General features: G+C 57.0%; 20 protein-coding genes and 1 pseudogene. 6 read left to right on the top strand and 15 right to left on the bottom strand.

Annotated elements, in window-relative coordinates:
* Positions 1-29 precede the first annotated feature (29 nt).
* Together F617_RS0121480 and F617_RS0121475 are read right to left on the bottom strand one after the other, a co-directional pair.
* The gene (locus tag F617_RS0121480) at positions 30-1,010 is read right to left on the bottom strand and encodes a mannonate dehydratase (protein WP_004431175.1); all 981 of its coding nucleotides are present in this window, start codon (positions 1,008-1,010) and stop codon (positions 30-32) included.
* A 67-nt stretch (positions 1,011-1,077) separates the two neighbouring features.
* A complete protein-coding gene (locus F617_RS0121475; protein ID WP_004431172.1) occupies positions 1,078-1,791 on the bottom strand; it encodes a FadR/GntR family transcriptional regulator in 714 nt (237 codons plus the stop codon).
* A 205-nt stretch (positions 1,792-1,996) separates the two neighbouring features.
* On the opposite strand from F617_RS0121475, the gene F617_RS0121470 reads away from it, so the two are divergent.
* The 4 genes from F617_RS0121470 to F617_RS0121455 are packed head-to-tail and all read left to right on the top strand — an operon-like array spanning position 1,997 to position 5,487.
* Positions 1,997-3,025 (top strand): ABC transporter permease, encoded by a 1,029-nt coding sequence (locus F617_RS0121470; protein ID WP_004431168.1) that lies wholly within the window; start codon positions 1,997-1,999, stop codon positions 3,023-3,025.
* On the top strand, positions 3,022-3,921 hold the full coding sequence (locus F617_RS0121465) for an ABC transporter permease (RefSeq protein WP_013761140.1): 900 nt from the start codon (positions 3,022-3,024) through the stop codon (positions 3,919-3,921). Before F617_RS0121470 ends, F617_RS0121465 begins: the two co-directional genes overlap by 4 nt.
* On the top strand, positions 3,908-4,753 hold the full coding sequence (locus F617_RS0121460) for an ABC transporter ATP-binding protein (RefSeq protein WP_019566657.1): 846 nt from the start codon (positions 3,908-3,910) through the stop codon (positions 4,751-4,753). Before F617_RS0121465 ends, F617_RS0121460 begins: the two co-directional genes overlap by 14 nt.
* Entirely contained in the window at positions 4,750-5,487 is a 738-nt protein-coding gene (locus tag F617_RS0121455) for an ABC transporter ATP-binding protein (protein WP_019566656.1), read from the top strand. The genes F617_RS0121460 and F617_RS0121455 overlap by 4 nt, the downstream gene beginning before the upstream one ends.
* A 108-nt stretch (positions 5,488-5,595) precedes the next feature.
* Here the strand turns inward: F617_RS0121455 and F617_RS0121450 are convergent, their stop codons facing one another.
* The 7 genes from F617_RS0121450 to F617_RS0121420 all read right to left on the bottom strand — a co-directional run bounded on the left by F617_RS0121450 (position 5,596) and on the right by F617_RS0121420 (position 13,388).
* A complete protein-coding gene (locus tag F617_RS0121450; RefSeq protein ID WP_019566655.1) occupies positions 5,596-6,648 on the bottom strand; it encodes an ABC transporter ATP-binding protein in 1,053 nt (350 codons plus the stop codon).
* An 18-nt stretch (positions 6,649-6,666) separates the two neighbouring features.
* Complete coding sequence (locus tag F617_RS0121445; RefSeq protein ID WP_019566654.1) at positions 6,667-7,509, bottom strand: carbohydrate ABC transporter permease; 843 nt, start codon at positions 7,507-7,509, stop codon at positions 6,667-6,669.
* Positions 7,499-8,431, bottom strand: coding sequence for a carbohydrate ABC transporter permease (locus tag F617_RS0121440; RefSeq protein WP_019566653.1), 933 nt, complete (start codon positions 8,429-8,431; stop codon positions 7,499-7,501). Before F617_RS0121440 ends, F617_RS0121445 begins: the two co-directional genes overlap by 11 nt.
* Positions 8,432-8,441: 10 nt before the next feature.
* Positions 8,442-9,713: a sugar ABC transporter substrate-binding protein gene (locus tag F617_RS0121435; protein WP_026330994.1), complete on the bottom strand. Its 1,272-nt coding sequence runs from the start codon at positions 9,711-9,713 to the stop codon at positions 8,442-8,444.
* A gap of 49 nt (positions 9,714-9,762) precedes the next feature.
* Complete coding sequence (locus F617_RS0121430) at positions 9,763-11,364, bottom strand: FAD-dependent oxidoreductase (protein WP_019566651.1); 1,602 nt, start codon at positions 11,362-11,364, stop codon at positions 9,763-9,765.
* Positions 11,365-11,369: 5 nt separating this feature from the next.
* The gene (locus F617_RS0121425; RefSeq protein ID WP_019566650.1) at positions 11,370-12,440 is read right to left on the bottom strand and encodes a LacI family DNA-binding transcriptional regulator; all 1,071 of its coding nucleotides are present in this window, start codon (positions 12,438-12,440) and stop codon (positions 11,370-11,372) included.
* A gap of 210 nt (positions 12,441-12,650) precedes the next feature.
* Positions 12,651-13,388: a prolyl oligopeptidase family serine peptidase gene (locus F617_RS0121420; RefSeq protein ID WP_013761149.1), complete on the bottom strand. Its 738-nt coding sequence runs from the start codon at positions 13,386-13,388 to the stop codon at positions 12,651-12,653.
* Positions 13,389-13,675: 287 nt separating this feature from the next.
* Between F617_RS0121420 and F617_RS0121415 the strand changes: the two genes are divergently transcribed.
* Both F617_RS0121415 and dinB read left to right on the top strand, forming a co-directional pair.
* Entirely contained in the window at positions 13,676-15,742 is a 2,067-nt protein-coding gene (locus F617_RS0121415) for an ATP-dependent helicase (protein WP_019566649.1), read from the top strand.
* Positions 15,743-15,765: 23 nt separating this feature from the next.
* Positions 15,766-16,845 carry a DNA polymerase IV gene (gene dinB / locus F617_RS0121410; RefSeq protein WP_019566648.1) on the top strand — a complete coding sequence of 360 codons (1,080 nt, stop codon included), beginning with the start codon at positions 15,766-15,768 and terminating at the stop codon, positions 16,843-16,845.
* A 312-nt stretch (positions 16,846-17,157) separates the two neighbouring features.
* Here the strand turns inward: dinB and F617_RS27245 are convergent.
* The 6 genes and pseudogenes from F617_RS27245 to F617_RS27235 form a co-directional block, all read right to left on the bottom strand.
* Positions 17,158-18,336 (bottom strand): annotated as a pseudogene (locus F617_RS27245) (IS66 family transposase); the annotation flags it as partial.
* 69 nt (positions 18,337-18,405) lie between these two features.
* Positions 18,406-18,759, bottom strand: coding sequence for an IS66 family insertion sequence element accessory protein TnpB (gene tnpB / locus F617_RS0121400; RefSeq protein WP_019566645.1), 354 nt, complete (start codon positions 18,757-18,759; stop codon positions 18,406-18,408).
* Positions 18,756-19,142: a transposase gene (locus F617_RS0121395; protein ID WP_019566644.1), complete on the bottom strand. Its 387-nt coding sequence runs from the start codon at positions 19,140-19,142 to the stop codon at positions 18,756-18,758. Before F617_RS0121395 ends, tnpB begins: the two co-directional genes overlap by 4 nt.
* 132 nt (positions 19,143-19,274) lie before the next feature.
* Positions 19,275-20,417, bottom strand: coding sequence for an acyltransferase (locus F617_RS0121385; protein ID WP_019566642.1), 1,143 nt, complete (start codon positions 20,415-20,417; stop codon positions 19,275-19,277).
* A gap of 188 nt (positions 20,418-20,605) precedes the next feature.
* Positions 20,606-21,514, bottom strand: coding sequence for a hypothetical protein (locus F617_RS27240; protein WP_019566641.1), 909 nt, complete (start codon positions 21,512-21,514; stop codon positions 20,606-20,608).
* 136 nt (positions 21,515-21,650) lie between these two features.
* Positions 21,651-22,580: a bifunctional 2-polyprenyl-6-hydroxyphenol methylase/3-demethylubiquinol 3-O-methyltransferase UbiG gene (locus F617_RS27235; RefSeq protein WP_196811691.1), complete on the bottom strand. Its 930-nt coding sequence runs from the start codon at positions 22,578-22,580 to the stop codon at positions 21,651-21,653.
* Positions 22,581-22,681 lie beyond the last annotated feature (101 nt).

The raw sequence follows: 22,681 nt of genomic DNA, 5'->3' as shown, positions 1-22,681 counted from the left end.
CGCCACGTGCGCCAACCGGCCTGAAACAGTCAAAGATGGTTGTTATTAAGCGCTTCGATGAGCGCGGCGATGTAGCCGTAGCAAAACGCAAAGGCGACACCGACGGGATCGCGGCCCGCAATCGTCGGCACATGATCGGGCATGATCATATAGCGATAGCCGAGTTCATGGTAGAGCTTCAGCGAACGGACCATGTCCATGTCACCCTCGTCGGGAAACGTTTCCATGAACGACAGCTTGCCGCCGCTGATGTTGCGGAAATGGACATTGAATATCTTGTCGCGGCTGCCAAACCAGCGGATGATCTCGTCGATCTCCTCGCGCGGATTGTCGAGCATCTCGCCGATCGATCCCTGGCAGAAATTCAGTCCGTGATAAGGGCTTTCCCGCATCTGCACGAATTTCTTCAGGCCCTCGACGGTGCCGAGCACCCGGGTGACACCCTTGTAGCCGGGCGGGGTGTAGGGGTCATGCGGATGGCAGGCGAGCCGCACCTTGTTGCTTTCGGCAACCGGCACCACGCGTTCGAGGAAATAGTCGATGCGTTCCCAGTTTTCGTCCTCGGATAGAACACCGGCAAGGCCCGGAGCCGCATCATGGTCCGCCTTGTCCCATCGCCAGGCTTCATTGAGCGAACCACCGCGCCCGCGCTCCATTTCAGTGCGCGGGATGCCGATGAGATTGAGGTTGTATTTCGCCGCCGGGATGCCGGCCCTGGCGATATCCTCAATCATTCTGCAGACGGCATCGATCTGCCGGTCGCGTTCTGGCCCGGCAAGCAGGATATCGGGAAACGATGCCTGTTCGATCGGCCTTGATGGCAACGGCAATTGCACCATGTCGAGCACGAGGCCAAAGCTCTCGACCTTGTCGCGGTGGCGCTCAAAATCCTCAAAGGTCCAGCTTGCGGGTGCACCAGGCGGATCTGCGTTGATATTCCTGACGCCAAGCTGCGCCCAAACCTTGAAATCCTCGTCATCGCGCGCTGTCACCTGGGTGCCGACATACATCGATTCTCTCCTCACTCCATGCTAGTCATCATATGACATCGCACGAAATAAGATGAGTGTCGAGATGCTATTGCGCCTCGGAAAGCAACCTGTATCGACGCTGGCTCGCAAGCATATGATCACGCATGGCTTTCCGCGCGGCATCCGGATCCTGCTCTACGATGGCGCGCAGGATTGCCTCATGCTCGGCCTGCACTTTGCGCAGATAATCCGCGTCGCCCGTCTCCGGCAGGGTTGGAAACTGACCGCGCGGTATCGAGCGTGACCCGAACTGGCGCAGTGCCTCGAGATAGAACCGGTTGTTGGTCGCTATCGCAATGGCCGTGTGAAACTCGTAATCGGCACTGACGGTGCTTTCGCCTGCATCGATGGCCCGGCCCATTTTCCGATGGGCTGCGGAAATCGCCGCTTCTTGCTGGGCTGTGCGGCGATAGGCGGCAATTGCCGCTGCTTCGCCTTCGGTTGCGAGCCGAAACTCAAGCATTTCCAGCGTTTCTGCAATTGTGCCAACTTCGGATTGCGTCAGCTTCACACCGGCCCACTCGCTGACATTGCTGACGAACACGCCCTTGCCGTGGATGGGAATGACATAGCCGGAAGAGCGCAGATCCGCGATCGCCTCGCGAACCACTGTGCGGCTCACGCCGTAGGTGCGCTCAAGCTGCGGTTCCGTGGGAAGCTGATCGCCGTTCTTCAGTTTTCCACTGCGAATTTCTGCACTGAGATTATCGATGATCTGTTGTGCCCGCCGCTCCCGCGGCTTTTCCCTATCGCCCATCATGCCACTCTTCCCTCTTGCAGAAAACGAATCCCTTCGTTACTCATATGATGACGTGGCGTTACGTCATATGTTTTCATGTTAGCTCAGGGAGGAGTTGGGATGAAGTACCATCAAAAGTTTTTGCAGGGTAGAATTGCTCGTCTGCGGCGAGCCGTTCAAAAAGTGGCATCGCTGACAGCGTTTTCGCGTGGAAGTGCGATTTGCGATGACTGAAATTTCATTGCGCGGGCTTGGACATCGCTTCCTGCAACTTGTCGTCAGCCTCTTCATCCTGCTCTGCATCACCTTCATCATTGGCCGGGTGATGCCGACCGATCCGGTCGGGGCAATCGTCGGTGAGCTTGCAGATCCCAAGGCCTATGAAGCCATGCGGGCTCGGCTTGGGCTTGATCTCCCTCTCTACCAGCAGTTTTTCATCTATCTCCGCGGCCTGCTGCACGGCGATTTCGGTATAGCTATCCTGACCGGAAACCCGGTAACGCGGGACCTGGCGCAAGCCTTCCCGGCGACGCTTGAGCTTGCAACGCTGGCAATCATCATCTCCACCGTCATCGGCGTCCCGCTCGGTCTCGCCGCGGCCCTGTTTCGCGACACGTTCATCGACAAGTTCGCACGTGTCTTTGCGCTGGTGGGGCATTCGATACCCGTATTCTGGTTCGGTATCGTCGGGCTCGTGATTTTTTATGCGAATCTCAACCTTGTCGCCGGGCCCGGTCGCGTGGACGTCTTTTACGAAGGCCTCGTGGAGCCGAGAACAGGGCTGATGCTGGTCGACACTCTTCTAGCAGGTGAGACAGAGATTTTCTGGAATGCGCTCGCGCATATCATGCTGCCGGCGATCATCCTTGCCTATATGGCAATGGCCTACATTACCCGCATGACCCGCGCCTTCACCCTCGAACAGCTCAGCCAGGATTATGTGATCGCGGCGCGTGCGAAAGGCGTCAGCCCGGCGCGCACCGTAACCCGCCATGTACTGCCGAATATCGCGGTGCAGCTGATCACCGTTCTCGCCATCTCCTATGGCAATCTGCTGGAAGGCGCCGTTGTGACCGAAATCGTCTTTTCCTGGCCCGGCATCGGACAATACATGACGAACGCACTGCTTATCGGTGACATGAATGCGATCCTCGCAGCCACGATCGTCATCGGCTTCATCTTCATGATGCTCAACTTCCTCGCAGACGTGGCCTACACCACGCTTGACCCGCGGACACGGGAGGTCGCTCGATGACCGATATAACTCAGAACACTCCCGTGCGGAGCCGCAGCGCGTTGTCTCGGATATCCACAACGACGGCGCGGACGCTGCGGAAGCTTGGCGACGAGCCGCTTGGAATGTTCGGCTTTGCCATTCTCGCCATTCTGGTCGTGGTTGCTATTTTCGCTCCCCTGATTGCGCCATATGATCCGGTGCGCCAGGTGCTCGACAATGCGCTTCAGCCTCCCAGCTGGGCGCATCTGGCGGGGACCGACGAATTTGGCCGAGACATTTTCAGCCGCCTCGTCTATGGCACCCGCATCACGATCCAGACCGTCTTGTCGGTCTCGGTCATCGTCGGCCCTATCGGCCTTGCAATCGGTGTCATGGCCGGTTTCTTCGGCGGCAGAACCGACGCCATTCTGATGCGCGCGACCGATATTGTCCTTTCCTTCCCTTCGCTCGTTCTGGCACTTGCCTTTGCTGCTGCAATGGGAGCCGGTCTCGGCACCGCAATCATCGCGATCTCGCTGACCGCCTGGCCGCCCATCGCGCGTCTGGCGCGTGCCGAAGCGCTGGTCGTGCGCAACACCGACTATGTTGCGGCCGCACGCCTCTATGGGGCCTCGCCGATGCGCATCCTGTTTCTTTATATCGCTCCGATGTGCATTCCTTCGGTCATCGTCAGACTGACATTGAATATGGCCGGTATCATCCTGACGGCCGCCTCGCTTGGCTTCCTCGGTCTTGGCGCTCAGCCGCCACTTCCTGAATGGGGGGCGATGATTTCCAGCGGCCGTAAATTCATGCTCGATTACTGGTGGGTCGCCGTCATGCCCGGCATCGCGATCCTTTTGACGAGCCTTGCCTTCAACATCGCTGGCGATACGCTGCGCGACCTACTGGATCCGCGTCATGCCCGTTCCTGATAGCTCTCCCATTCTTTCGGTCCGCGATCTTAACGTTCGCTTTGGCCGCAACGCCATCCCCGCCGTCTCCAATGTCAACTTCGACGTCGGGCGCGAGCGTGTCGGTATCGTCGGCGAATCCGGGTCCGGAAAGTCCACGACCGGTCGTGCCGCCATGCGCCTTCTGCCCAAGAGCGCCACGGTGACGGCAGAACGGATGGATTTCCTCTCCGAACCGCTGCTTGAAAAATCCGAGCGCCAGATGGGTGCTATCCGCGGCAGCGAGATGGCGCTCATCATGCAGGACCCGCGTTATTCCCTCAATCCGGTCCTGCCGATCGGAAAGCAGGTGACGGAAGCGGCCGAGCTGCATCTGGCCCTCAAGGGCAAGGCCGCCAGAAATGCCGCGCGCGACATGCTGCTGCGCGTGCGCATCAACGATCCTGACCGCGTGATGGGGCTTTATCCCCACCAGATCTCAGGCGGCATGGGACAGCGCGTGATGATCGCCATGATGCTGCTTGCCAAACCCAAGCTGGTCATCGCCGACGAACCGACCTCAGCACTCGATGTCAGCGTCCGTAAGGATGTCCTTCTGCTTCTGGACGAGATGGTGCGCGAAAACAATTCGGGCCTCATCCTCATCAGTCACGATATCCGCATGGTTGCGGCCTTTTGCGAACGCGTGCTGGTCATGTATGGCGGACGCGTCGTGGAGACGCTTTCCAAGCTCGAAGATGCGCAACACCCCTATACACGGGGCCTGATCGCGGCCATGCCCGATCCTCGCAATCCGGTCCGGCGCCTCAAGGTGCTGGATCGCCAGGCAATCGATGCGGAGGTGATGCGATGATCACGGTAGAAAAGCTGGATGTCGTCTACGGCACGAAGGAAAACCGCAATCACGTCGTGCGCGACGTCAGCTTTCGGGTCAACAGAGGCGAGACACTCGGCATCGTTGGCGAAAGCGGTTGCGGCAAGTCGACATTGCTGCGATCGCTTGCCGGCCTTGAATCCGGCTGGACCGGATCGATCTCTTTCGAAGGCAAGCCTGTGGGTAAAGTGCGTAGCCGCGACGAGCTGAAGCTGGCGCAGATGGTGTTCCAGGACCCCTATGGTTCCCTGCACCCGCGCCACCGCATCGGCCGGGCTCTTGCCGAACCGATCCGCTCCATGGGGCTTGGTGACGGCTGGTCGAAGGTTTCGGCCGCACTGCAGCAGGTTGGCCTGCCCGCGCATTTTGCCGAGCGCTTCCCGCACGAACTGTCTGGAGGCCAGCGTCAGCGTGTTGCGATCGCCCGCGCGCTTATCCTCAAGCCGCCGATCCTGCTTCTCGACGAGCCGACATCCGCTCTCGACGTCTCCATTCAGGCGGAAATCCTGAACCTGCTGGCCGATCAGCGCGACGAGCAGAACCTCACCTTCGTTCTCGTCAGCCACGACCTGTCGGTTATAGCCCATATGTGCGACCGCGTTCTGGTAATGCAGAATGGTGTTTTTGTCGATGAGTTGACCAAGGCCGATCTTGAAGCGGGCATCACCCACGCGGCCTATTCAGGCGAACTCTTCGAAAGCAGCTTTCTTTGAAAGCCGTCATGGGGTGAGCCATGGGAACAGCTGGACTGCGAGGTTTTCCCTGGCAGTCCAGTATCTGATCAGGCCCTCGGCCCGCTCAAGAGGCAGAGGGCCTCGTGATCAGTTCAGCCGCGCTCCGTCTTCACTCGAAAACAGATGGACGCTGTTAAGCGTCGGCGAGACCATGATGCTGTCGCCGACTGCCTGCCCTATGCGTTCCCGAAAGACGCCGAGCACCTTGGTATCGCCGAGTTTCATGGTGACCTGCGTTTCCGATCCTAATGGTTCAACCAGCATTATCTCGGCAGGCACGCCGCCGGCATCAAGTAGGAAGTGTTCCGGGCGGATGCCGTAAACGGCCTGTTTGCCGGCGAAGCCGGCCGCGGAAACTGGCAAGGGCAACACGATACCTGCGGTTTCAAAACCTCTTTCAGTTGTCGCGCCGGTCAGGAAGTTCATCGATGGCGAACCGATGAAGCCCGCAACGAACTGATTTGCCGGGCGGTCGTAAAGTTCGAGCGGCGTGCCGATCTGCTCGACCCTGCCACCATTGAGAACCACGACCCTGTCGGCCATCGTCATCGCCTCGACCTGGTCGTGCGTCACATAGATCGTGGTGGTCTTCAGCTTCTGGTGCAGTGCCTTGATCTCGCCGCGCATGACGACGCGCAACTTCGCATCAAGGTTTGACAGGGGCTCATCGAACAGGAACACCTGCGGATTGCGCACAATGGCGCGGCCCATCGCAACGCGCTGTCGCTGGCCGCCGGAAAGCTGGCGCGGATAACGGTCGAGCAGCTGCGCAAGGCCAAGAATATCCGCTGCCCAGTTCACCTTTTCAGCAATTTCCTGCTTGCTCGAGCCGCGGTGCTCCAGCGAAAAGCCCATATTGCTGGCCACCGTCATATGCGGATATAGGGCATAGGACTGGAACACCATGGCAATATCGCGGTCCTTGGGATCGAGATCGTTGACGACCCGTTCGCCGATCCTGAGCTCACCGCCGGTAATCGTTTCAAGACCGGCTATCATCCGCAAAAGGGTCGACTTGCCGCAGCCGGAAGGCCCAACAAGCACAACAAACTCGCCGTCCTTAATGGCGAGATCGATGCCGTGAATGGTTTTCACCGCGCCATAGCTTTTGCGGATGTCGGAGAGAGTAACGTGAGCCATCAATCGGTTTCCGGTTCTTCAGCCCTTGAGGCCGGTATGGGCGAGGCCTTCGACAAACTGCTTCTGGGCAATCACGAAGACGATGAGCACGGGCAGCGAAGTCAGCGTCGCTGCGGCAAGCTGGATGTTCCACATCGGCCCGCCATAGGCGTCGGTATATTGCGTCAGCGCCTGCGGCAGCGTGAACATCTCGGCGCTGGAGAGAAAGACGATGGGTTCGAGGAACAGGTTCCAGGAATGCAGGAACGTAAAGATCGCGACCGAAGCAAGCGCCGGCTTCGCCAGGGGCAAGGCAATCTTGCGAAATATCTTGAAACGTCCAAGACCGTCGACGCGCGCGGCCTCCTCCAGCTCTCCTGGCAGCGTCACAAAAAACTGCCGCATGACGAAGGTGGCAAACACGCTTGGCGCCCCGAAAATCGGCACGAGGATCAGCGGCCAGTGGGTGTTGACCATGCCTGCCTTCAGGAACATCTGGAAGAGCGGCACGATCGTCACTTCGGACGGGATCAGCAGGCCAAGCAGCACGATCATGAAGATCACATTGGCGCCCGGAAACCGGATCCGTGCGAAGGCATATCCTGCCATTGAGGAGACAATCATCGTGCCAATCGTCACGACAGCAGCAATATAGGCGGAGTTCCAGTATTGCCGCACGAAGGGTTGCAACTCGAATACCTTCGAGTAGGTCGTCCAATCCTGGTTTTGGGGAAAGAACTGCGGCGGGAAGGCGAAGATGTCGCTGATCGGCTTGATCGACGATGTCACCATCCACCAGGTTGGAAAGACGAAGGGGACAAGCAGCACGCACAGCAACCCGTAGAGCGCCACCTGCATGCGGGGGGAAAGGTCAGCTTTCATAAAAGACGATCCTCTTGCGCATCTGCCACTGGGCAAAGGTCAGCACGGCAACAATCAGAAACAGCAGGATGGACAGCGTCGAGCCGTAACCGAAGAAATGGAACTGGAAGGCCTGCTGATAGAGGTAGTAGACCAGCACCGTGGTCGACAGACCAGGCCCGCCCTGGGTCAAAACCGCGATCTGAGCAAAAACCTGTAACGAGCCGACAATGGTGATGATCGAGGTCAACAGGATCGTCGGGCTGATCAGCGGCAGGGTAATGCGACGGAACTGTTTGAAGGCTGGCGCGCCGTCGATGCGGGCGGCCTCGTAGAATTCCTTCGGCACGCCCTGAAGTGCCGCCAGAAACAGGATCATGTTGAGCCCGACATTCTTGAAGACCTGTACGACGATGACCGAAATCATCGCTGTCGTCTCCTCGCGCAGCCAGTTGGGGCCTTCGATGCCGACCATCAGCAACATGCCGTTGATGCCGCCGTTCTTCTGCAGCAGGAAACCCCAGACGATCGTCCAGGCAACCAGAGACACGACGACGGGCGAGAAGAACAGCGTTCTGAATATCGCTATGCCGGCAAGCTTCTGGTTAAGCAGCACGGCAAGCAGCAGCGCCAGCGACAGGTTGAACACGACGAGGCCGGCGGAGAATATCCCGGTCGCGCCCAGCACCTCCAGAAGATTGCCGTCTTCGATGAGCATCCGGTAGTTCTGCGCACCGGTATAGGTGAAGGTATTGGCGAGCACGTTCCACTCATGCAGCGAATACCAGAACACCAGCCCGAGCGGGATCAGCACGAAGATGATGATCCCGATCAGCTGCGGGGCGATGAACAGAAAGCCAGCGAGACTGTCGCGCCGCGCGATGGTCCAGAACGCCGATGCAGGGCGATGCCGGGGACGGGTAATCTCCTGCGCGACAGCCATGGCTTTCTCCTCAGCGCTTCAGGAGCGGCGCGATCTGGCCGCAGATTTTTTGAAGCGCTCCCGCGACATCGGCCTCCGGCCGCCAGACCGCATCGAGGTTTGAGCGCACGATCTGCTGGATCTGGGCAAAGCCGGTGTGGCCGGGCATGACCTTGCCTGTGGCGATGCCTGATATGACGACCTTTTCGATCTGTTCCTGGCTGAGCAGCGGATTGGTTTTTTTCAAAACCTCCGCATTCAACAGCGACTTGCGTGCCGAGGGGAAGAACTGGCTGAGCTTTGCCGAATTTTCCGGATTGGTCATGTAAGCAACGAATTCGGCCGCCGTCTGCGCATTCTTGCCAGACTGCATGACGCCGATGCCGGCCTGCCCGATCAGCGCGTATTCACCGGCAGGTCCTTTCGGCAGCGGCACTAGGTCCCAGCCGAAAGGCTTGTCCTTCGGCAAAAGCGAGGCCCGGCTGATCTGGGTAATGGTCATCGCGGCATTACCGGCAAAGAAATCGACCGTCTCGCCGGGGCCGGGCATGGCCTTCTTGCTGAAGATGGCATCATGGATGAACGACACCGCATCCGCCATCGGCTTTTCCGACATGGTGCAGGTTGCGCCATCCGCGCTCCAGGGCGATGCGCCCCAGCCGTTCCACACGGAGGTCAGATATTGCCAGTTTTGGTAATTGAAGTCGCGGACGACAAGCCCGCCCTTGCCGGATTTCGCGACCGCCGAGGCGGTGGCGATGGCGTTTTCCCAGGTCCATTCGCCGGCAGCGATCATCTCCGCCGGGGTCTTTGCACCTGCGGCGTTGATGAGATCATTGTTGACGAAGACCGCAAAGGGCGAGGTCGAGAACGGATAGGCGAAGAGCTTTCCGTCCTGCGACCAGCGTTCCGTGGCCCCGGCGCTGACTTCGTCGAGATTGTAACCCTGTGCGGCCTTCAGCGTGTCGGTGAGCGGATAGAGCGCGCCTGATTTGACGAAATCATAGGCCGAGGTCTCGAAAATCCAGGCCATATCAGGCGCATTGCCGCCCGCAATCTGGGTCGTGAGCGCAGTGGTATAGGTGTCGAAAGGCAGGGACTCATAGGTCACGCTGACATTTGGATGGTCCTTTTTGAAGCCGGCTGCGATGTCGTTGAACAGCTTCAGATGCGCCTCGTTGGCACTCCAGATCGTCATGCGCAGCTTGACCGCATCCTGCGCCGCCGCTGCCCCTGCCAGCGCAAACGAGCCGATAAGGGCCAGCGCGCAGACCGTGGTTTGCATTTTCCAATGACTATTCATTCCCAGTCCTCCTCCAAAGATGGGTTCGATCGAACGACAGTCCGCCGTCCTAATAGGCCGCGATATCCGGCCAGCGTATTTCAATGCCCTCGCGGGTCAGCGCCGTCTGGAAGGCATGAAGATGGTCATCGTCTTCCTGCACCTGATGCGGTGTGAGACCTTTTTCCAGGCAATAGGCCGCCAGCATTCCGGCCACTTCGCCGATATTCCATTCGACTGGATGCAGACGGTAGCAGCCATTGGTGATATGCGTCGTGCCGATGTTCTTGCCCGCCGGAATAAGGTTCTTCACGCGCTCGGGTATGAGTGCGCCAAGCGGAATCTCGAACGGGCAGGAAGGCACATCGATATAGTTGTCGCCACCGGTCGATGGGTGCAGATCGATGCGGTACATGCCGATGCCGATGCTGTCGCGATAGCGGACAGCCCCCCTGTCACCGCGAACCGTGTAGGAAAGATCCTGTTCGACGATGCGCGTGACCGGCTTGATGCGGCGGCTTTCCCGGATATAGGGCGCCATGGCAAGGCCGTGTTCGGTGCCGGTAATATCGCCTCTGAGGCGCAGGCCGCGAAAACCCTGTCCGCCATCAAGGCGCGGCGCTTCGGTCTGCAACCAGTAAAACACCGAATAGGAAAGTTCGGCCGCCGCCTTCAGATGCCGCGCCTTTTCTTCTTCCGACACATCGATGATGGTGCCGTCCATGTAGTCGATCATCGGCCAGTTCACGAGGCAGATGTCGGATTTATAAAAACCTGGCGCAAAGTTCTTGCGTGCCGCGATGCGACGGAAAATCCAGAGGTTTTCATCGCCACCGCCCTTGCGCTGGTCGGCATCGACCAGCAACGGATCGTCGTCCGGATTGGGCGTGAAGGAGCGGGTCGTGTGTTCCAGCGTGCGCGGATGCGGCGCGGTGAAACCGAGCATCGGCCCACCCCAGAAATGCGGCTCGTACTTGCGCCAGTAGTCGTAATTATCAGGCTTGTCGATCGTCTGATCGCCGTCGACATGATCGATTGCAAAGCAGATCGACACGGCCTGCACATTATCAGGCTGGGCGCTGGCCGGCGCACTGGGCTCACCCGTGTCCGATTGCGCCTCGAACCCCTTGGCATATTCCGTGCCCGTCATCGGCAACAGATCGCCAAGCTCGGTGGCATCAAGAATGTAGTCGGCGGAAATGACGATCTCAGCTCCGCTGTCGCGATGCCGCACGGTGATCGCGCGGACCCTATCGCCGTCCACATCGGCAGCAACCGGCCGATAGGGCTTGAGCACTGTCAGCCGGTCGGCGCCGATATAGGGCATAAGCATGCTTTCCATCACCGCAAGGCTGACGCGCGGCTCGGCGCAGATGCGGCTGACCCAGCCGCCACCCGGATTGAGGTCACTCCAGGAGCGGGCGCCTTCCGTCAAAGGATAATGGTCGCGGTAATATTGGCGCACGCCGTTGCGCAGCGCGCGATAAGAGCGGGTGATACCGAACTGCTCGACCCAGCTATGTTCGTCCGATGGCACGGCCTGGCTGGTCAGCTGACCGCCGATCCAGTCATATTCCTCGGTCATGATCACGCGCTTTCCGGCGCGTGCGGCACCGAGGGCCGCCGCCACGCCGCCAAGGCCACCACCGACCACAAGAATGTCTGCTTGCATCTCTTTCACGTCGTCTCATCCGTTTTGTTGACTGGGGACTTATCTGGGGAGGCCACTGGAGCCGGCCCCAATGTTTCACCCTTGACGGGTTGGCACTTGAGAAGAATTTGACTTCCCGGGCTGCCGGTCTCGATGCGGTTCACCAGCATTGCAGTCGCCTGCCGGCCCATCTCTTCACGGGGAATTTCATAGGATGTGAAACGCACCGGGCTGCGGCCGGCACGAATATGGCTGCCAAGCACGACCATCGAAAACACTTCGGGCACCCCAATTCCGCGCTCCCGTGCCAAAGTCTCGACGCGCACCGCATCCGCCAGTTCTATGAAAAATGCCACCGTCGCGCCGCTTTCGATGATCGCGTCGAGGATCTTTTCGGCAGGCCGGTTTACCGCCTTTATGTGCAATGCAAGCGTCGCCGCCGTGCCGAGCGCATCACTGAAACCTCGCCAGCGGTCGGCAATCGATTCCGCCGGACCCGCAGGGCCGATATAGGCGAGCTTGGAATGCCCGAGCATCATGGCATCTTCAACAAGCTGCCGTGTGCCCGCGGCATAGTCGCCGCCAACATAGGGCACGGGCCCGCCAGCATCGTCGCGTCGGCCGATCGCCACGAATGGATAATCTTCCGAGACCAGCCGGGTAAGCTCCTTGCGGTCGAATTCACGGCCCAGGACCAGGCAGCCATCGGCGATCCGGAGCCTGTTGCCCTCGGAAAAAATCTTGCGGTTGTTGCCGACGCCGGCACTGGTCAGCAGCAGAAGATCGTACGCCTGCTGTTGCGCCTCTTCCTCGATGCCCAACAGGAACGGCGTGAAGAAGTCCGCCTGTGCGCTTGGAAAGGCAGGCTCGTAGGTGAAGACGCCGAGGATGCGATTAAGCCCCTTGGCCATGCGGCGCGCGATCGGGTCCGCGACATAACCCGTCTTGCGAATGACCGCCTGTACGCGTTCGCGTGTTTCTGCCGGGATACGGGCGATCGCGGTCGGCGCGCCGTTCAGAACAAGCGATACCGTGGCCTGACTGACGCCGGCAAGCTTCGCAATATCGTTCTGAGTAAGGCGTTTATGGCTGGTCACGCAATGCCCTCCCCGACACTCGTTGACTGCTAATACGTATTAGCTGTTAATGCGTATTAGCACGACTTCCCTGCTCTGTGTCAAGAGGCGAAAGACACGCTTGTGGAGAGATGTTTTGACGAAGGCTTATAACGTGGCCAGCCCGGCCTTATGACGGCCGCGCTGGGTTATGGGCTTTCATACCATCGGTAAATGGTGCCCGCTGGGGGTTCAGGGTGCCGAAGGCGTCTTTGCGTCTGCAAGCTTTTGCTGGAGAAGCCAGGTCCACATCGCCTCATCGCCGAGCACTTTTGCTTCCACCTCTTCATGGTTCGTATCTTCAAAAACCGTCAGCCGCACATTACGTTTAAGTTCCTGGAGACGCTGAACGAGGACAACAGTATCGGACAAAGGAATCACCTCGTCCCTTGAGCCGTGAAAGGCCCAGAATGCTGTCTTTTCATTGGTGCGGTTGAGGTAATGGCGGATGCCGCCACCGGCAATTGGGACGACCGCAGCAAAAGTTTGTGGAAACTGCTCGGCCATTGACCAGGCGCCGAACCCTCCCCGGCTATATCCAATCAGATAGATACGGCTGCGGTCCACCCGATGATCCGCCACAACGGAAGCCAGGACGCTTGCGACACGTTCGATCGGATAAAGCAGTTCCTCACTCGGATTTTGTGGCGAAAACACCATGAAAGGAAAATCACGGCCCCCTTCGATCAATTTTGGCAGACCGCTGCGGCGCAGCTTTTCGACGTCGCTCCCGCCCTGATCGCCGCCATGCAGCCAGACCACGAGAGGATAGGTTTTGTCCGAACCGGCATAGTCTTTGGGCGTATAAAGCAGATAATTGATATCCGACGCGATCGTGGCGTCAGACCTCATGGCCTTCTGCTCGGCAAAGGCAAATGTCGATGTGGCCAGTGCCGCAACAGCGATCAGGCATAGTTTCAGATGCTTCATGCTTTTGTCCTCCCAACAAACACGTCTTCCAAGACGCGACTGGTGAACTCATCAGCCGCCGGGTTGGTTCAGTGGTTTGAAAAGAATGCCGGTCAACACGCCATGCGGAACCCGATTGAGGCTGCGAATATCGATCAGCCAAGTTTGTCCACCGCAGTGTGGAGGACAGAGACATGCGTTCATTATTTGTTCTGGCCTGCTGTTTGAGTTTTTGCTAATCATTGCAACAAGAGTGCTTTTGAAAAATGCCGTCGTCGTGCGGATAGGAAAATATCAAGGATGCAGGCATGGCGGTTGCCTATCTGGACAAACTGAACGAGCAGCAACGCAAGGCCGTGGAACATGGCGTTGGGCCTTCAGGCGGACACACGGCTGGACCGTTGCTGATTATCGCCGGTGCCGGTTCCGGCAAGACCAATACGCTGGCGCACCGGGTGGCGCATCTGATCGTCAATGGCGCCGATCCTCGCCGCATCCTGCTGATGACGTTTTCACGGCGTGCCGCTTCCGAAATGTCGCGCCGTGTCGAGCGTATCTGCAAGCAGGTCATCGGCGCCAACGCCGGAGCCCTCACGGATGCGATGGCCTGGTCCGGCACGTTTCACGGGATCGGCGCCCGCCTCTTGCGAATCTATGCGGAACAGATTGGACTGGACGTGGATTTCACGATCCACGACCGCGAAGACAGCGCTGATCTGATGAATCTTGCCCGACACGAACTGGGTTTCTCCAAAACCGAGAGCCGTTTTCCGACAAAGGGCACCTGCCTTGCGATCTATTCGCGCGCCGTCAATTCACAAACGCCGCTGAAAGAAATCCTGCGCCAGCACTATCCATGGGTGTCCAGCTGGGAAGAAGAACTCAAGCAATTATTCGCCGCCTATGTGGAGGCCAAGCAGGCCCAGAACGTTCTCGATTACGACGATCTTCTGCTCTACTGGGCCCAGATGGTCAGCGATCCCGACCTTGCAGGCGATATCGGCAATCGTTTCGACCACGTGATGGTCGACGAATATCAGGATACCAACCGGCTGCAGGCCGCGGTGCTGATGGCACTGAAGCCGGGCGGTCGCGGGTTGACCGTGGTGGGTGACGATGCCCAGTCGATCTATTCCTTCCGGGCAGCAACGGTGCGCAATATCCTTGATTTTCCGGCATCTTTCAGCCCGGCTGCCGATATTATCACCCTTGATCGCAACTATCGCTCGACACAGCCGATACTGGCTGCCGCCAATGGTGTTATCGACCTTGCCCGTGAGCGATTCACCAAAAACCTCTGGACCGAACGACAGTCACTCGAGCGGCCGAAGCTCGTGACAGTAAAAAGCGAAACCGAGCAGGCGAACTTCGTTATTGACCAGGTGCTGGCCAATCGTGAGACCGGCATGACGCTGAAGCAACAGGCCGTGCTGTTTCGAACCTCCAGTCACAGCGGGCCGCTTGAAGTTGAACTTACACGCCGCAATATTCCCTTCGTCAAATTTGGCGGCCTGAAGTTTCTCGACAGTGCCCATGTAAAGGACATGCTGGCGGTATTGCGTTTCGCGCAAAACCCGCGCGACCGCGTCGCCGGTTTCAGGCTACTTCAGATGCTGCCGGGTATCGGGCCGAAGAAAGCCGGCAATATTCTCGATACGATTGCGGCAGACCCGGAACCTCTGCTCGCCCTTGCCGAAATTCCGCCGCCACCCAAAACCGGTGATGACTGGGTATCCTTCGTGCAATTGCTGGCGAACCTGCGAAAATCGCACGACGGCTGGCCATCAGATATCGAGCAGGCGCGGCTCTGGTACGAGCCCCACCTCGAACGCATCCATGAGGATGCCGAGACGCGGAAGGCCGATTTGCTGCAACTCGAGCAGATTGCCGGCGGCTATCCTTCCCGCGAACGCTTCCTCACCGAACTGACACTCGATCCGCCGGACGCAACCAGCGATCAGGCAGGCGTGCCGCTGCTCGATGAGGATTATCTGACGCTTTCAACCATTCATTCGGCAAAAGGCCAGGAATGGCGTTCCGTCTTTATCCTGAACGTGGTCGATGGCTGCATACCCTCCGATCTGGGTGTCGGCTCCACCCATGAAGTCGAGGAGGAACGCCGGCTGCTCTATGTCGCCATGACGCGCGCCAAGGACAGTCTGTCACTGATAACCCCGCAACGGTTCTTCACCCATGGCCAGAACGCGCAGGGCGACCGGCATGTCTATGCCGCTAGAACCCGCTTCATACCGGCAACTTTGCTGCAGTTCTTTGAAACCGCCACCTGGCCCCTGGTTTCGGCCGCAGCCTCCGAGCGCAGCGCGCAGCAGATCCGCATCGATGTAGGCGCGCGGATGCGGGCGATGTGGAAATAGGGAAGATCGTACAGGCTGGAACGATGGACAACACGGCTGTTCGAAAGATCATCCATATCGACATGGATGCCTTTTATGCATCGGTGGAACAACGCGACAACCCCGCACTTCGCGGCCTGCCGGTCGCCGTCGGCGGATCGGCCGCACGAGGCGTGGTGGCTGCGGCAAGTTACGAGGCGAGAACCTTCGGCGTCCATTCAGCCATGCCGTCCGTCACTGCCAAACGGAAATGCCCGGATCTGATCTTCGTGCCGCCACGCTTCGAGGTATACCGGCAGGTGTCGCAACAGATACGCGAGATATTTGCCGAATATACCCCTCTGATCGAGCCGCTATCGCTCGACGAAGCCTATCTCGATGTCACCGAAAACCTGAAAGGCATGGAGATCGCCACCGAAATTGCGCTGGAGATCCGCGCAAAAATCAAGGCGGTCACCAGCCTCAATGCATCTGCCGGCATCTCCTACAACAAGTTTCTGGCCAAGATGGCAAGCGACCTGAACAAACCGAATGGCCAGGCCGTCATTACGCCGAAGAATGGGCCTGGCTTTGTTGAAGCCCTGGCCGTCAAGAAATTCCATGGCGTAGGACCCGCCACGGCGGAGCGGATGAAACGGCACGGCATCGAAACAGGGCTCGATCTCAAGTCGAAATCACTCGGTTTTATGCAACAGCATTTCGGGAAGTCCGGCCCTTATTTCTATAACATCGCCCGCGGTATCGATGAACGGCAGGTCAAGCCCGATCGCATCCGCAAATCTGTCGGCGCCGAGGACACATTCGTCGAGGATATCGACGATCTCAATGTCGCGAAGGCGGAGCTTGGCCCTTTGGCTCAGAAAGTCTGGCGTTATTGCGAGGCCCACGACATCACGGGAAAGACGGTGACCGTGAAAATCAAATATTCGGATTTCAGCCAGGCGACACGCAGCAAAACAGTGTCGGGAGCCGTGTCTGATCTCGCAATGATCCAGGAAATGTCAGAGACCCTGCTTGCCTCCGTCTTTCCATTCAAACGTCCGGTAAGGCTGTTGGGGATTACCCTTTCCTCGCTGAGCACCGAAGAGAGTGAAGAGGAAGCGCAGCTCGCGCTTGGCTTGTGATGCCCCTGTCCCGAAAACGAAAAAGCCCGCCGCGGGAGGAGGTGCGGCAGGCTTTCCGAAATTTCGAACAACGGCTGGGAGGAGGAGTGCCATTGTTCACAAGACAACCCTTGGGAGGAGGATAGGGTCATCTCAATCCGAAGCTTTGCGGGAGGAGGTGCATCGCTTCGATGAAAACAAGATACCCCGTTTTACCGCATATTAAATAGGCTTTAATGCAGCGCAGCCATGCAAGAAACGCACGACGTCATCTAGCAACGCGTGCTGAGAGGCCATCAGCAACAGCACTGCGTCAAAATGGATGCCCTCCACGCGACCTGCAAGGCGAGCCTCAGGATCAAGGCCGCGCAATTCTCCTTCAATGCGATACAGCACGCCGATTCGTTTGACGCCGTCTTCGGCAATCGGTGCTGATCCATTGCGAGTGATCTCCACCAGCTTGCGCCGAGCATGGGCCCAACCATAGGCAAGCCTGATGTCCGGACCGACACGGCCTGGCGCGATCAGCCTGTTGTATCCGGCATATCCATCCACCTGCAGGACGCCTGAGAAGCCCTGCAGTATCCGCCTGGCATGAATGCCACCGCGCCCGCGAGCGTAGGTGAAGGCCACGCCGGGCGGAGCACCGCCGCCCCAAGGTCGATCATCCCGCGCCAGCGCCCAGAAGTATTCGGTCTTGGTCTTACGCTAGCCGGGATCGAGAACCGGGGCACAGGTCTCGTCCATGAACAACTTGGTGGAGCGCTTCAGGTTGGCGATCAACGCATCGAAGACGGGACGCAATTCGAAAGATGCTCGACCGACCCAGTCAGCCAGCGTTGATCGGTCGAGATCGATGCCCTGACGGCTCATGATCTGGGCCTGACGGTAAAGCGGAAGGTGGTCTGCATATTTGGAGACCAGCACATGGGCGATGGTGGCTTCCGTTGGAAGCCCTGCCTGGATCAGCCGTATTGGAGCTGGAGCCTGAACGACACCGTCAGTGCAGGCGCGGCACGCATATTTCGGGCGACGGGTAACCATGACGCGGAACTGTGCCGGGGTCACGTCCAGCCGCTCGGAGGCAACCTCGCCAATATAATGCAGGCAACCGCCGCAGGCGCATATCAGGCTTTCCGGCTCGATCACCTCCTCGACACGCGGAAGATGCTTTGGAAGGGAGCCGCGATTGATGGCGCGTGGCTTGGCAATCCGGTTTCTAGCAAGAGTGTCCGCCTCATCCTCGGTATGGACCACGGCCATAGCCGTCTCCAGGTCTTCCAGCGCCAGGTCGAATTGGTCAGGATCGGTCTTCTCGGACTTGCGTCCGAAGGCCGCCTGCTTGAATGCTGCGAACAGCTTCTCAAGCCGTTCGATCCGCTCATCCTTCCGGGCGATATGCTCATTCTTCCTGGCTATCGCTACGTCCTTCGCCATCTCACGTGCTTGTGCCGCAATCAGCATCGCCTTCAGGTCGGCAACATCATCGGGAAGCTCAGTGGCATCAAGCATGGCCGGAAGCTACCAAATCCCGAGCCGATTTGTCTTTGGAATTTGCGGTGCTGAGTCATCGTGCCGCAGCTATTCAATGGCCTCCGGCCTGCTCGTCTGGACGGCATGAACCCGCCGCCAATCGAGGCCTGCGAACAGGGCTTCGAACTGGGCATGGGTCAGTGTCATCAGCCCATCTTTGATGCCTGGCCAAGTGAAGGTGTGCTCCTCCAGCCGTTTGTAGGCCATGACGATCCCAGAGCCATCCCAGTAGATCAGCTTCAATCGATCCGCCTTGCGTGACCGGAACACGAAAACCGTACCGGTAAACGGGTCCTTGTGCAGTTCGTTCTTCACCAGCGCCGCTAAGCCATCATGACCCTTGCGGAAGTCCACAGGTTTGGTCGCCACCATGATCCGCACGCGGTTCGACGGAAAGATCATGTCGCAGCCGCCAGGCAACGAGCGATGGCAGCAATCCGGTCCACAGATGCCCCTTCCTCAAGACGGATTATGACGGGACCGAGAACGATCTCAGGGCGGTTAACCGTTTTAGGCGGAGGTTCCGATACTGGCAGTTCGACGATCAATGCCGCGAACTCCACCACATCTTCCGGTGCGGGCAGGACCAGCTTGCCCTGCCGCGCCATCGTCCGCCAGGTGGAAAGGCTGTTGGCTCGCAATCCATAGCGCTGGGCAACTTCATTGACCGTCGTGCCAGGCCTCAAGCTTTCCGAAACGATTTTCGCTTTGACCTCGTCCGGCCATCGCCGATGAGCCTCACGTACAGCCTTCCTTGTTATGAGAAACTCCAATGTAGTCTCCATGGAGAAATTCCCGTTCTTCATCCATGGAACGTCGATCACAGATCAGGCGACGGCGCACAATGTGGGGGCAGAACACCGGTTACGTATGCTACCCCTGAGCATCAAGATCATCCAAAAATTCCATAAGAATAGTTACATGCTCTTGGAGCCAATCTGACGCCCAATCGGTAGTTTTTGCATGTAACGATTTTCTATACGATTGTATATTCTTTTGCCAAGGCGCTGGGATGGCTTCTCTATCCGGATATAAGTACAGTAAGACAATAAGAATGTTGCCAGACTTACCACCAAAAGTGAGAGATATACCGAAATCTTTCCACGCAGTGATTGACCATAATTATCAAGGTAATAGATCCCCGCATACATGACGGGGCCATGCATCAGATATATGGAATAACTAATTCTGCCGGTAAATGACAAAAACGCCGATTTAATTTTGAAGAAATGAATGGAAAAGAAAAATACGGCGAAGGCTGCAAAATAAGAGCCATATAAACGGGGCACCATATCTGGCTCAGCGTGCGTTCTGACGTAGGCTTCATTGAAGCCTGCCATTGGGAACACAAATAGCCATCCAATTGCTACGATCCAGTAGGCAAGCTCTGCAAATCCTTGTAGCCCCTGCTTTTCAAAACGAGCGCGCGCCAAGGCGCCCCAGAACATGAAGCCCAACAGCATGGGATATTCGCCGAGCTTGCCTTCAAACATTTGAAATTTATGAAGATATTCACGATCTATGAAAGTAGCCGTCAGGACAAGCGCCAGCAGCGCCAAGACGTTGGGGTTCTTTACGCCCTTCAACAGGAACAGCGCCAGGCACATTCCATAGAAAACCAGCTCGACAGCGAGAGTCCAGTAGGCGCCGTTTATAGGCTGAACGGAGAAAAGATCCGGCACCATTGTCGCGTTGAGAAATATATCTGTCGTACTAGGATACTTGCCGGATGCCCATTGCTGGGCGATTAGGGCGAAGAGCAACGAGAGCCAAAAGAGCGGAAATAGTCTGAAAAATCGAGACAATAAAAATTTCACGCTCCCGTCAAATCTTCCTCCCGACAAGCTACCTGGTATCACGAATCCACTTATTATAAAGAAGATCGTAACACCCATCCGACCGAAATCGAATTGATGCGCGATTTCTGCGATCCATCTGCCTCCGGCCTTCCCCTGCTGCGCGAAGCCGACGTAAAGCTCGGAAATGTGAATTATCAAAACGAGAAGCACCGCGATGCCGCGAAGAACGTCTATGAACTGATATCTCTCGGACTCTCTCACTTACTCTCCTCTCGATCGAGCATTTCATCCGGCAGTTGGCTGCCACAATATCAGGCTCATAAAGGACGTTGGATATGAGAACAAGCTTACAAGTCCCCTATTATCTCCCATAGCCGCGTAACACACCGCTTCCAGCAATGGGTAAAACACGTCAAGATTGAAGGAACTGGCCGTACTAAAGGTAGATATCAGCGTAATGCGTGGGGGTGGCCACGGTTTCCGCGGGCGAAACGATAGCGCGGTGGCTGATAGTGAAACTCTGCCGTGTACGGAGACAAAAACTTGTCTTCCAGACAATCATCTGAAACAAAGTAGGCATTCACTCCGATAATATCACAACCGACAAGCGACATGGCTTTGCTGCGACCAATCAACTCCATAGTCTTTAAGGAGCCGCCAAATAGGTTGGTTCCATCCCAAAGCGAATTTGGATCATAAGGCACTTCGTATTCGATACTTGGGTGGATGTGCGCGTTGTACTCAATACATGCAGCTCGGGCGCTAATCGGTATCGCTTTCCATACGTGCGAGGTATTTTGATCGATATCGACGCTCATAAAATCGACTTCCGCGCCTATGCCAGTGCCTTCCAGAATCCCCGATATGTTTTCAGCGGCGACAAACGCTTGCTCTACAATAAGCCGTCCGTCTCTAATCTCATTGGCAAATTTCTCTCTAATCTCAGCCACGTGACGGGAGCTTCCTTCGATCCACACACCTCGCCACCCCATTTCGAGCAGAAACCTGGTCGTATTTTGATTGCCGTTCTCAGTGCCCAATTCTATGAACGTTTTATGCTTCACGCCTATTCTGGCAAAAATTTCAGCGATCGCAGAATCTTCATAAGTCTGGGAAAAAACGTGAGCGTTATGTTTGGCAACAAATTTCTCGCCATACCTGCGAAGTAGAGCTTCGCAAAGCATATCTTCGTAATAAATAGCTGAAAGCTCTTTATTTATGAACGCGTTTTCATTTGCTTGCCTTATCCATTCGGCAATTTCTTTTAGATTAACGTCTGACAGGGCTGTATTGTCACCGGCGTTGAAAACTTTCCGCCATCTCTTCAGGATTGAAGTTCGAAGCCTGCTAATGTTCATATTTTAAGACCCTAAACCAACGTCCAATGAGAGAACCAGGCCGATTTTGCGTGCGCCAGGCGCGGCCTGGTTTCGAAACTGACTACTTCCAGAAACCTATCGATTACAGACATGTCTCCAATGTAACTGAAGCCTATCACTGAGACCGGATTTTCTTTTTCAAGCGATCCCACATGGACGACAGACCACGTCGTTCCAGTTTCTCCCGGAAAAACCTCACTTCTGCCTTCAGACGCTCAATCTCGTCTCTATTCTGTTCATTGTGCGTTTTCAGATCAGCCAATTCCGTCTCATTCCGATGGGTTTTATCTATGAAATCGTCAATCACCCGATAACTATATGGATTACTATCTGGATATGTTTTGCGTACAAACTCCAGAAACCCGGTCGAGGTGGCGCCTTCCTTGGGCTTGCGCCCGAGCACAGCATAATCGGGGAACAGTTCCATCATTTCCAAGAATGCGGCTGCTGACCCTGTTTGATAACGGAGATTCGGCTGATTGATGCCGATACATGTTGCCTCGGAGAAGCCATAGAACTCGACGACAAATTCGAGATACTTAGGAGGCAACGGGTGAACATGGGTTGGATCCGAGTAAAAGCGGTTCGAACCGACAAGTATGTTTTCAGGATTGGGAGTCTCGAAGATCACAAGGCCACCGGGCTGCACTACGCGATGCGCATGCTTGACAAAATCGTGCAGCACATCTGGCGGAAGGTGTTCTACGATGTGAAACCCGGTTATCAAAGTCACACTATTGTCTGGCTGGCTCGCAATATGGCTAAGACAATCACCAACCTCGACACTTAAACCATCCGCCTGAGCCGGAGAAAGCATATCGTCGTTCGAGTCGACGCCCAAAACCTGCCAGGAGCGCTCGGACAGCAAACGTAGCCACTCGCCACGCCCGCATCCATAATCGATCGCATTCCTGGGTAGTAGCTCCTGCTCTAGAAGCTCAATTGTCTGATTGTAGATTTCCAGACGTCCACGAATTTCGCTTCGACTGCCCCTATGCCTGTTTTCAAACTCATAATAGAAACCTTTTTCGATCACAGCAGGCACCTTCCATCTCGCAACAACACAGTTCAGCCTCGACGCGCATTGGCTTGCGAATTCGTGACGCCAGAATTTCTATATGTTCGTGTACATTGAAGGCAAGTCAC

Origin of the sequence: Agrobacterium sp. 10MFCol1.1 (assembly GCF_000381165.1) — a bacterium.
GTDB classification, from domain to species: Bacteria; Pseudomonadota; Alphaproteobacteria; order Rhizobiales; family Rhizobiaceae; genus Agrobacterium; species Agrobacterium tumefaciens.
This window is presented reverse-complemented; position numbering and strand designations above follow the sequence as displayed.

Bases quoted from the DNA above. Each gene is read 5' to 3' on its own strand.
- F617_RS0121480 (WP_004431175.1), bottom strand. From the start codon at position 1,010: ATGTATGTCGGCACCCAGGTGACAGCGCGCGATGACGAGGATTTCAAG.
- F617_RS0121475 (WP_004431172.1), bottom strand. From the start codon at position 1,791: ATGATGGGCGATAGGGAAAAGCCGCGGGAGCGGCGGGCACAACAGATC.
- F617_RS0121470 (WP_004431168.1), top strand. From the start codon at position 1,997: ATGACTGAAATTTCATTGCGCGGGCTTGGACATCGCTTCCTGCAACTT.
- F617_RS0121465 (WP_013761140.1), top strand. From the start codon at position 3,022: ATGACCGATATAACTCAGAACACTCCCGTGCGGAGCCGCAGCGCGTTG.
- F617_RS0121460 (WP_019566657.1), top strand. From the start codon at position 3,908: ATGCCCGTTCCTGATAGCTCTCCCATTCTTTCGGTCCGCGATCTTAAC.
- F617_RS0121455 (WP_019566656.1), top strand. From the start codon at position 4,750: ATGATCACGGTAGAAAAGCTGGATGTCGTCTACGGCACGAAGGAAAAC.
- F617_RS0121450 (WP_019566655.1), bottom strand. From the start codon at position 6,648: ATGGCTCACGTTACTCTCTCCGACATCCGCAAAAGCTATGGCGCGGTG.
- F617_RS0121445 (WP_019566654.1), bottom strand. From the start codon at position 7,509: ATGAAAGCTGACCTTTCCCCCCGCATGCAGGTGGCGCTCTACGGGTTG.
- F617_RS0121440 (WP_019566653.1), bottom strand. From the start codon at position 8,431: ATGGCTGTCGCGCAGGAGATTACCCGTCCCCGGCATCGCCCTGCATCG.
- F617_RS0121435 (WP_026330994.1), bottom strand. From the start codon at position 9,713: ATGAATAGTCATTGGAAAATGCAAACCACGGTCTGCGCGCTGGCCCTT.
- F617_RS0121430 (WP_019566651.1), bottom strand. From the start codon at position 11,364: ATGCAAGCAGACATTCTTGTGGTCGGTGGTGGCCTTGGCGGCGTGGCG.
- F617_RS0121420 (WP_013761149.1), bottom strand. From the start codon at position 13,388: ATGAAGCATCTGAAACTATGCCTGATCGCTGTTGCGGCACTGGCCACA.
- F617_RS0121415 (WP_019566649.1), top strand. From the start codon at position 13,676: ATGGCGGTTGCCTATCTGGACAAACTGAACGAGCAGCAACGCAAGGCC.
- dinB (WP_019566648.1), top strand. From the start codon at position 15,766: ATGGACAACACGGCTGTTCGAAAGATCATCCATATCGACATGGATGCC.
- tnpB (WP_019566645.1), bottom strand. From the start codon at position 18,759: ATGATCTTTCCGTCGAACCGCGTGCGGATCATGGTGGCGACCAAACCT.
- F617_RS0121395 (WP_019566644.1), bottom strand. From the start codon at position 19,142: ATGGAGACTACATTGGAGTTTCTCATAACAAGGAAGGCTGTACGTGAG.
- F617_RS27240 (WP_019566641.1), bottom strand. From the start codon at position 21,514: ATGAACATTAGCAGGCTTCGAACTTCAATCCTGAAGAGATGGCGGAAA.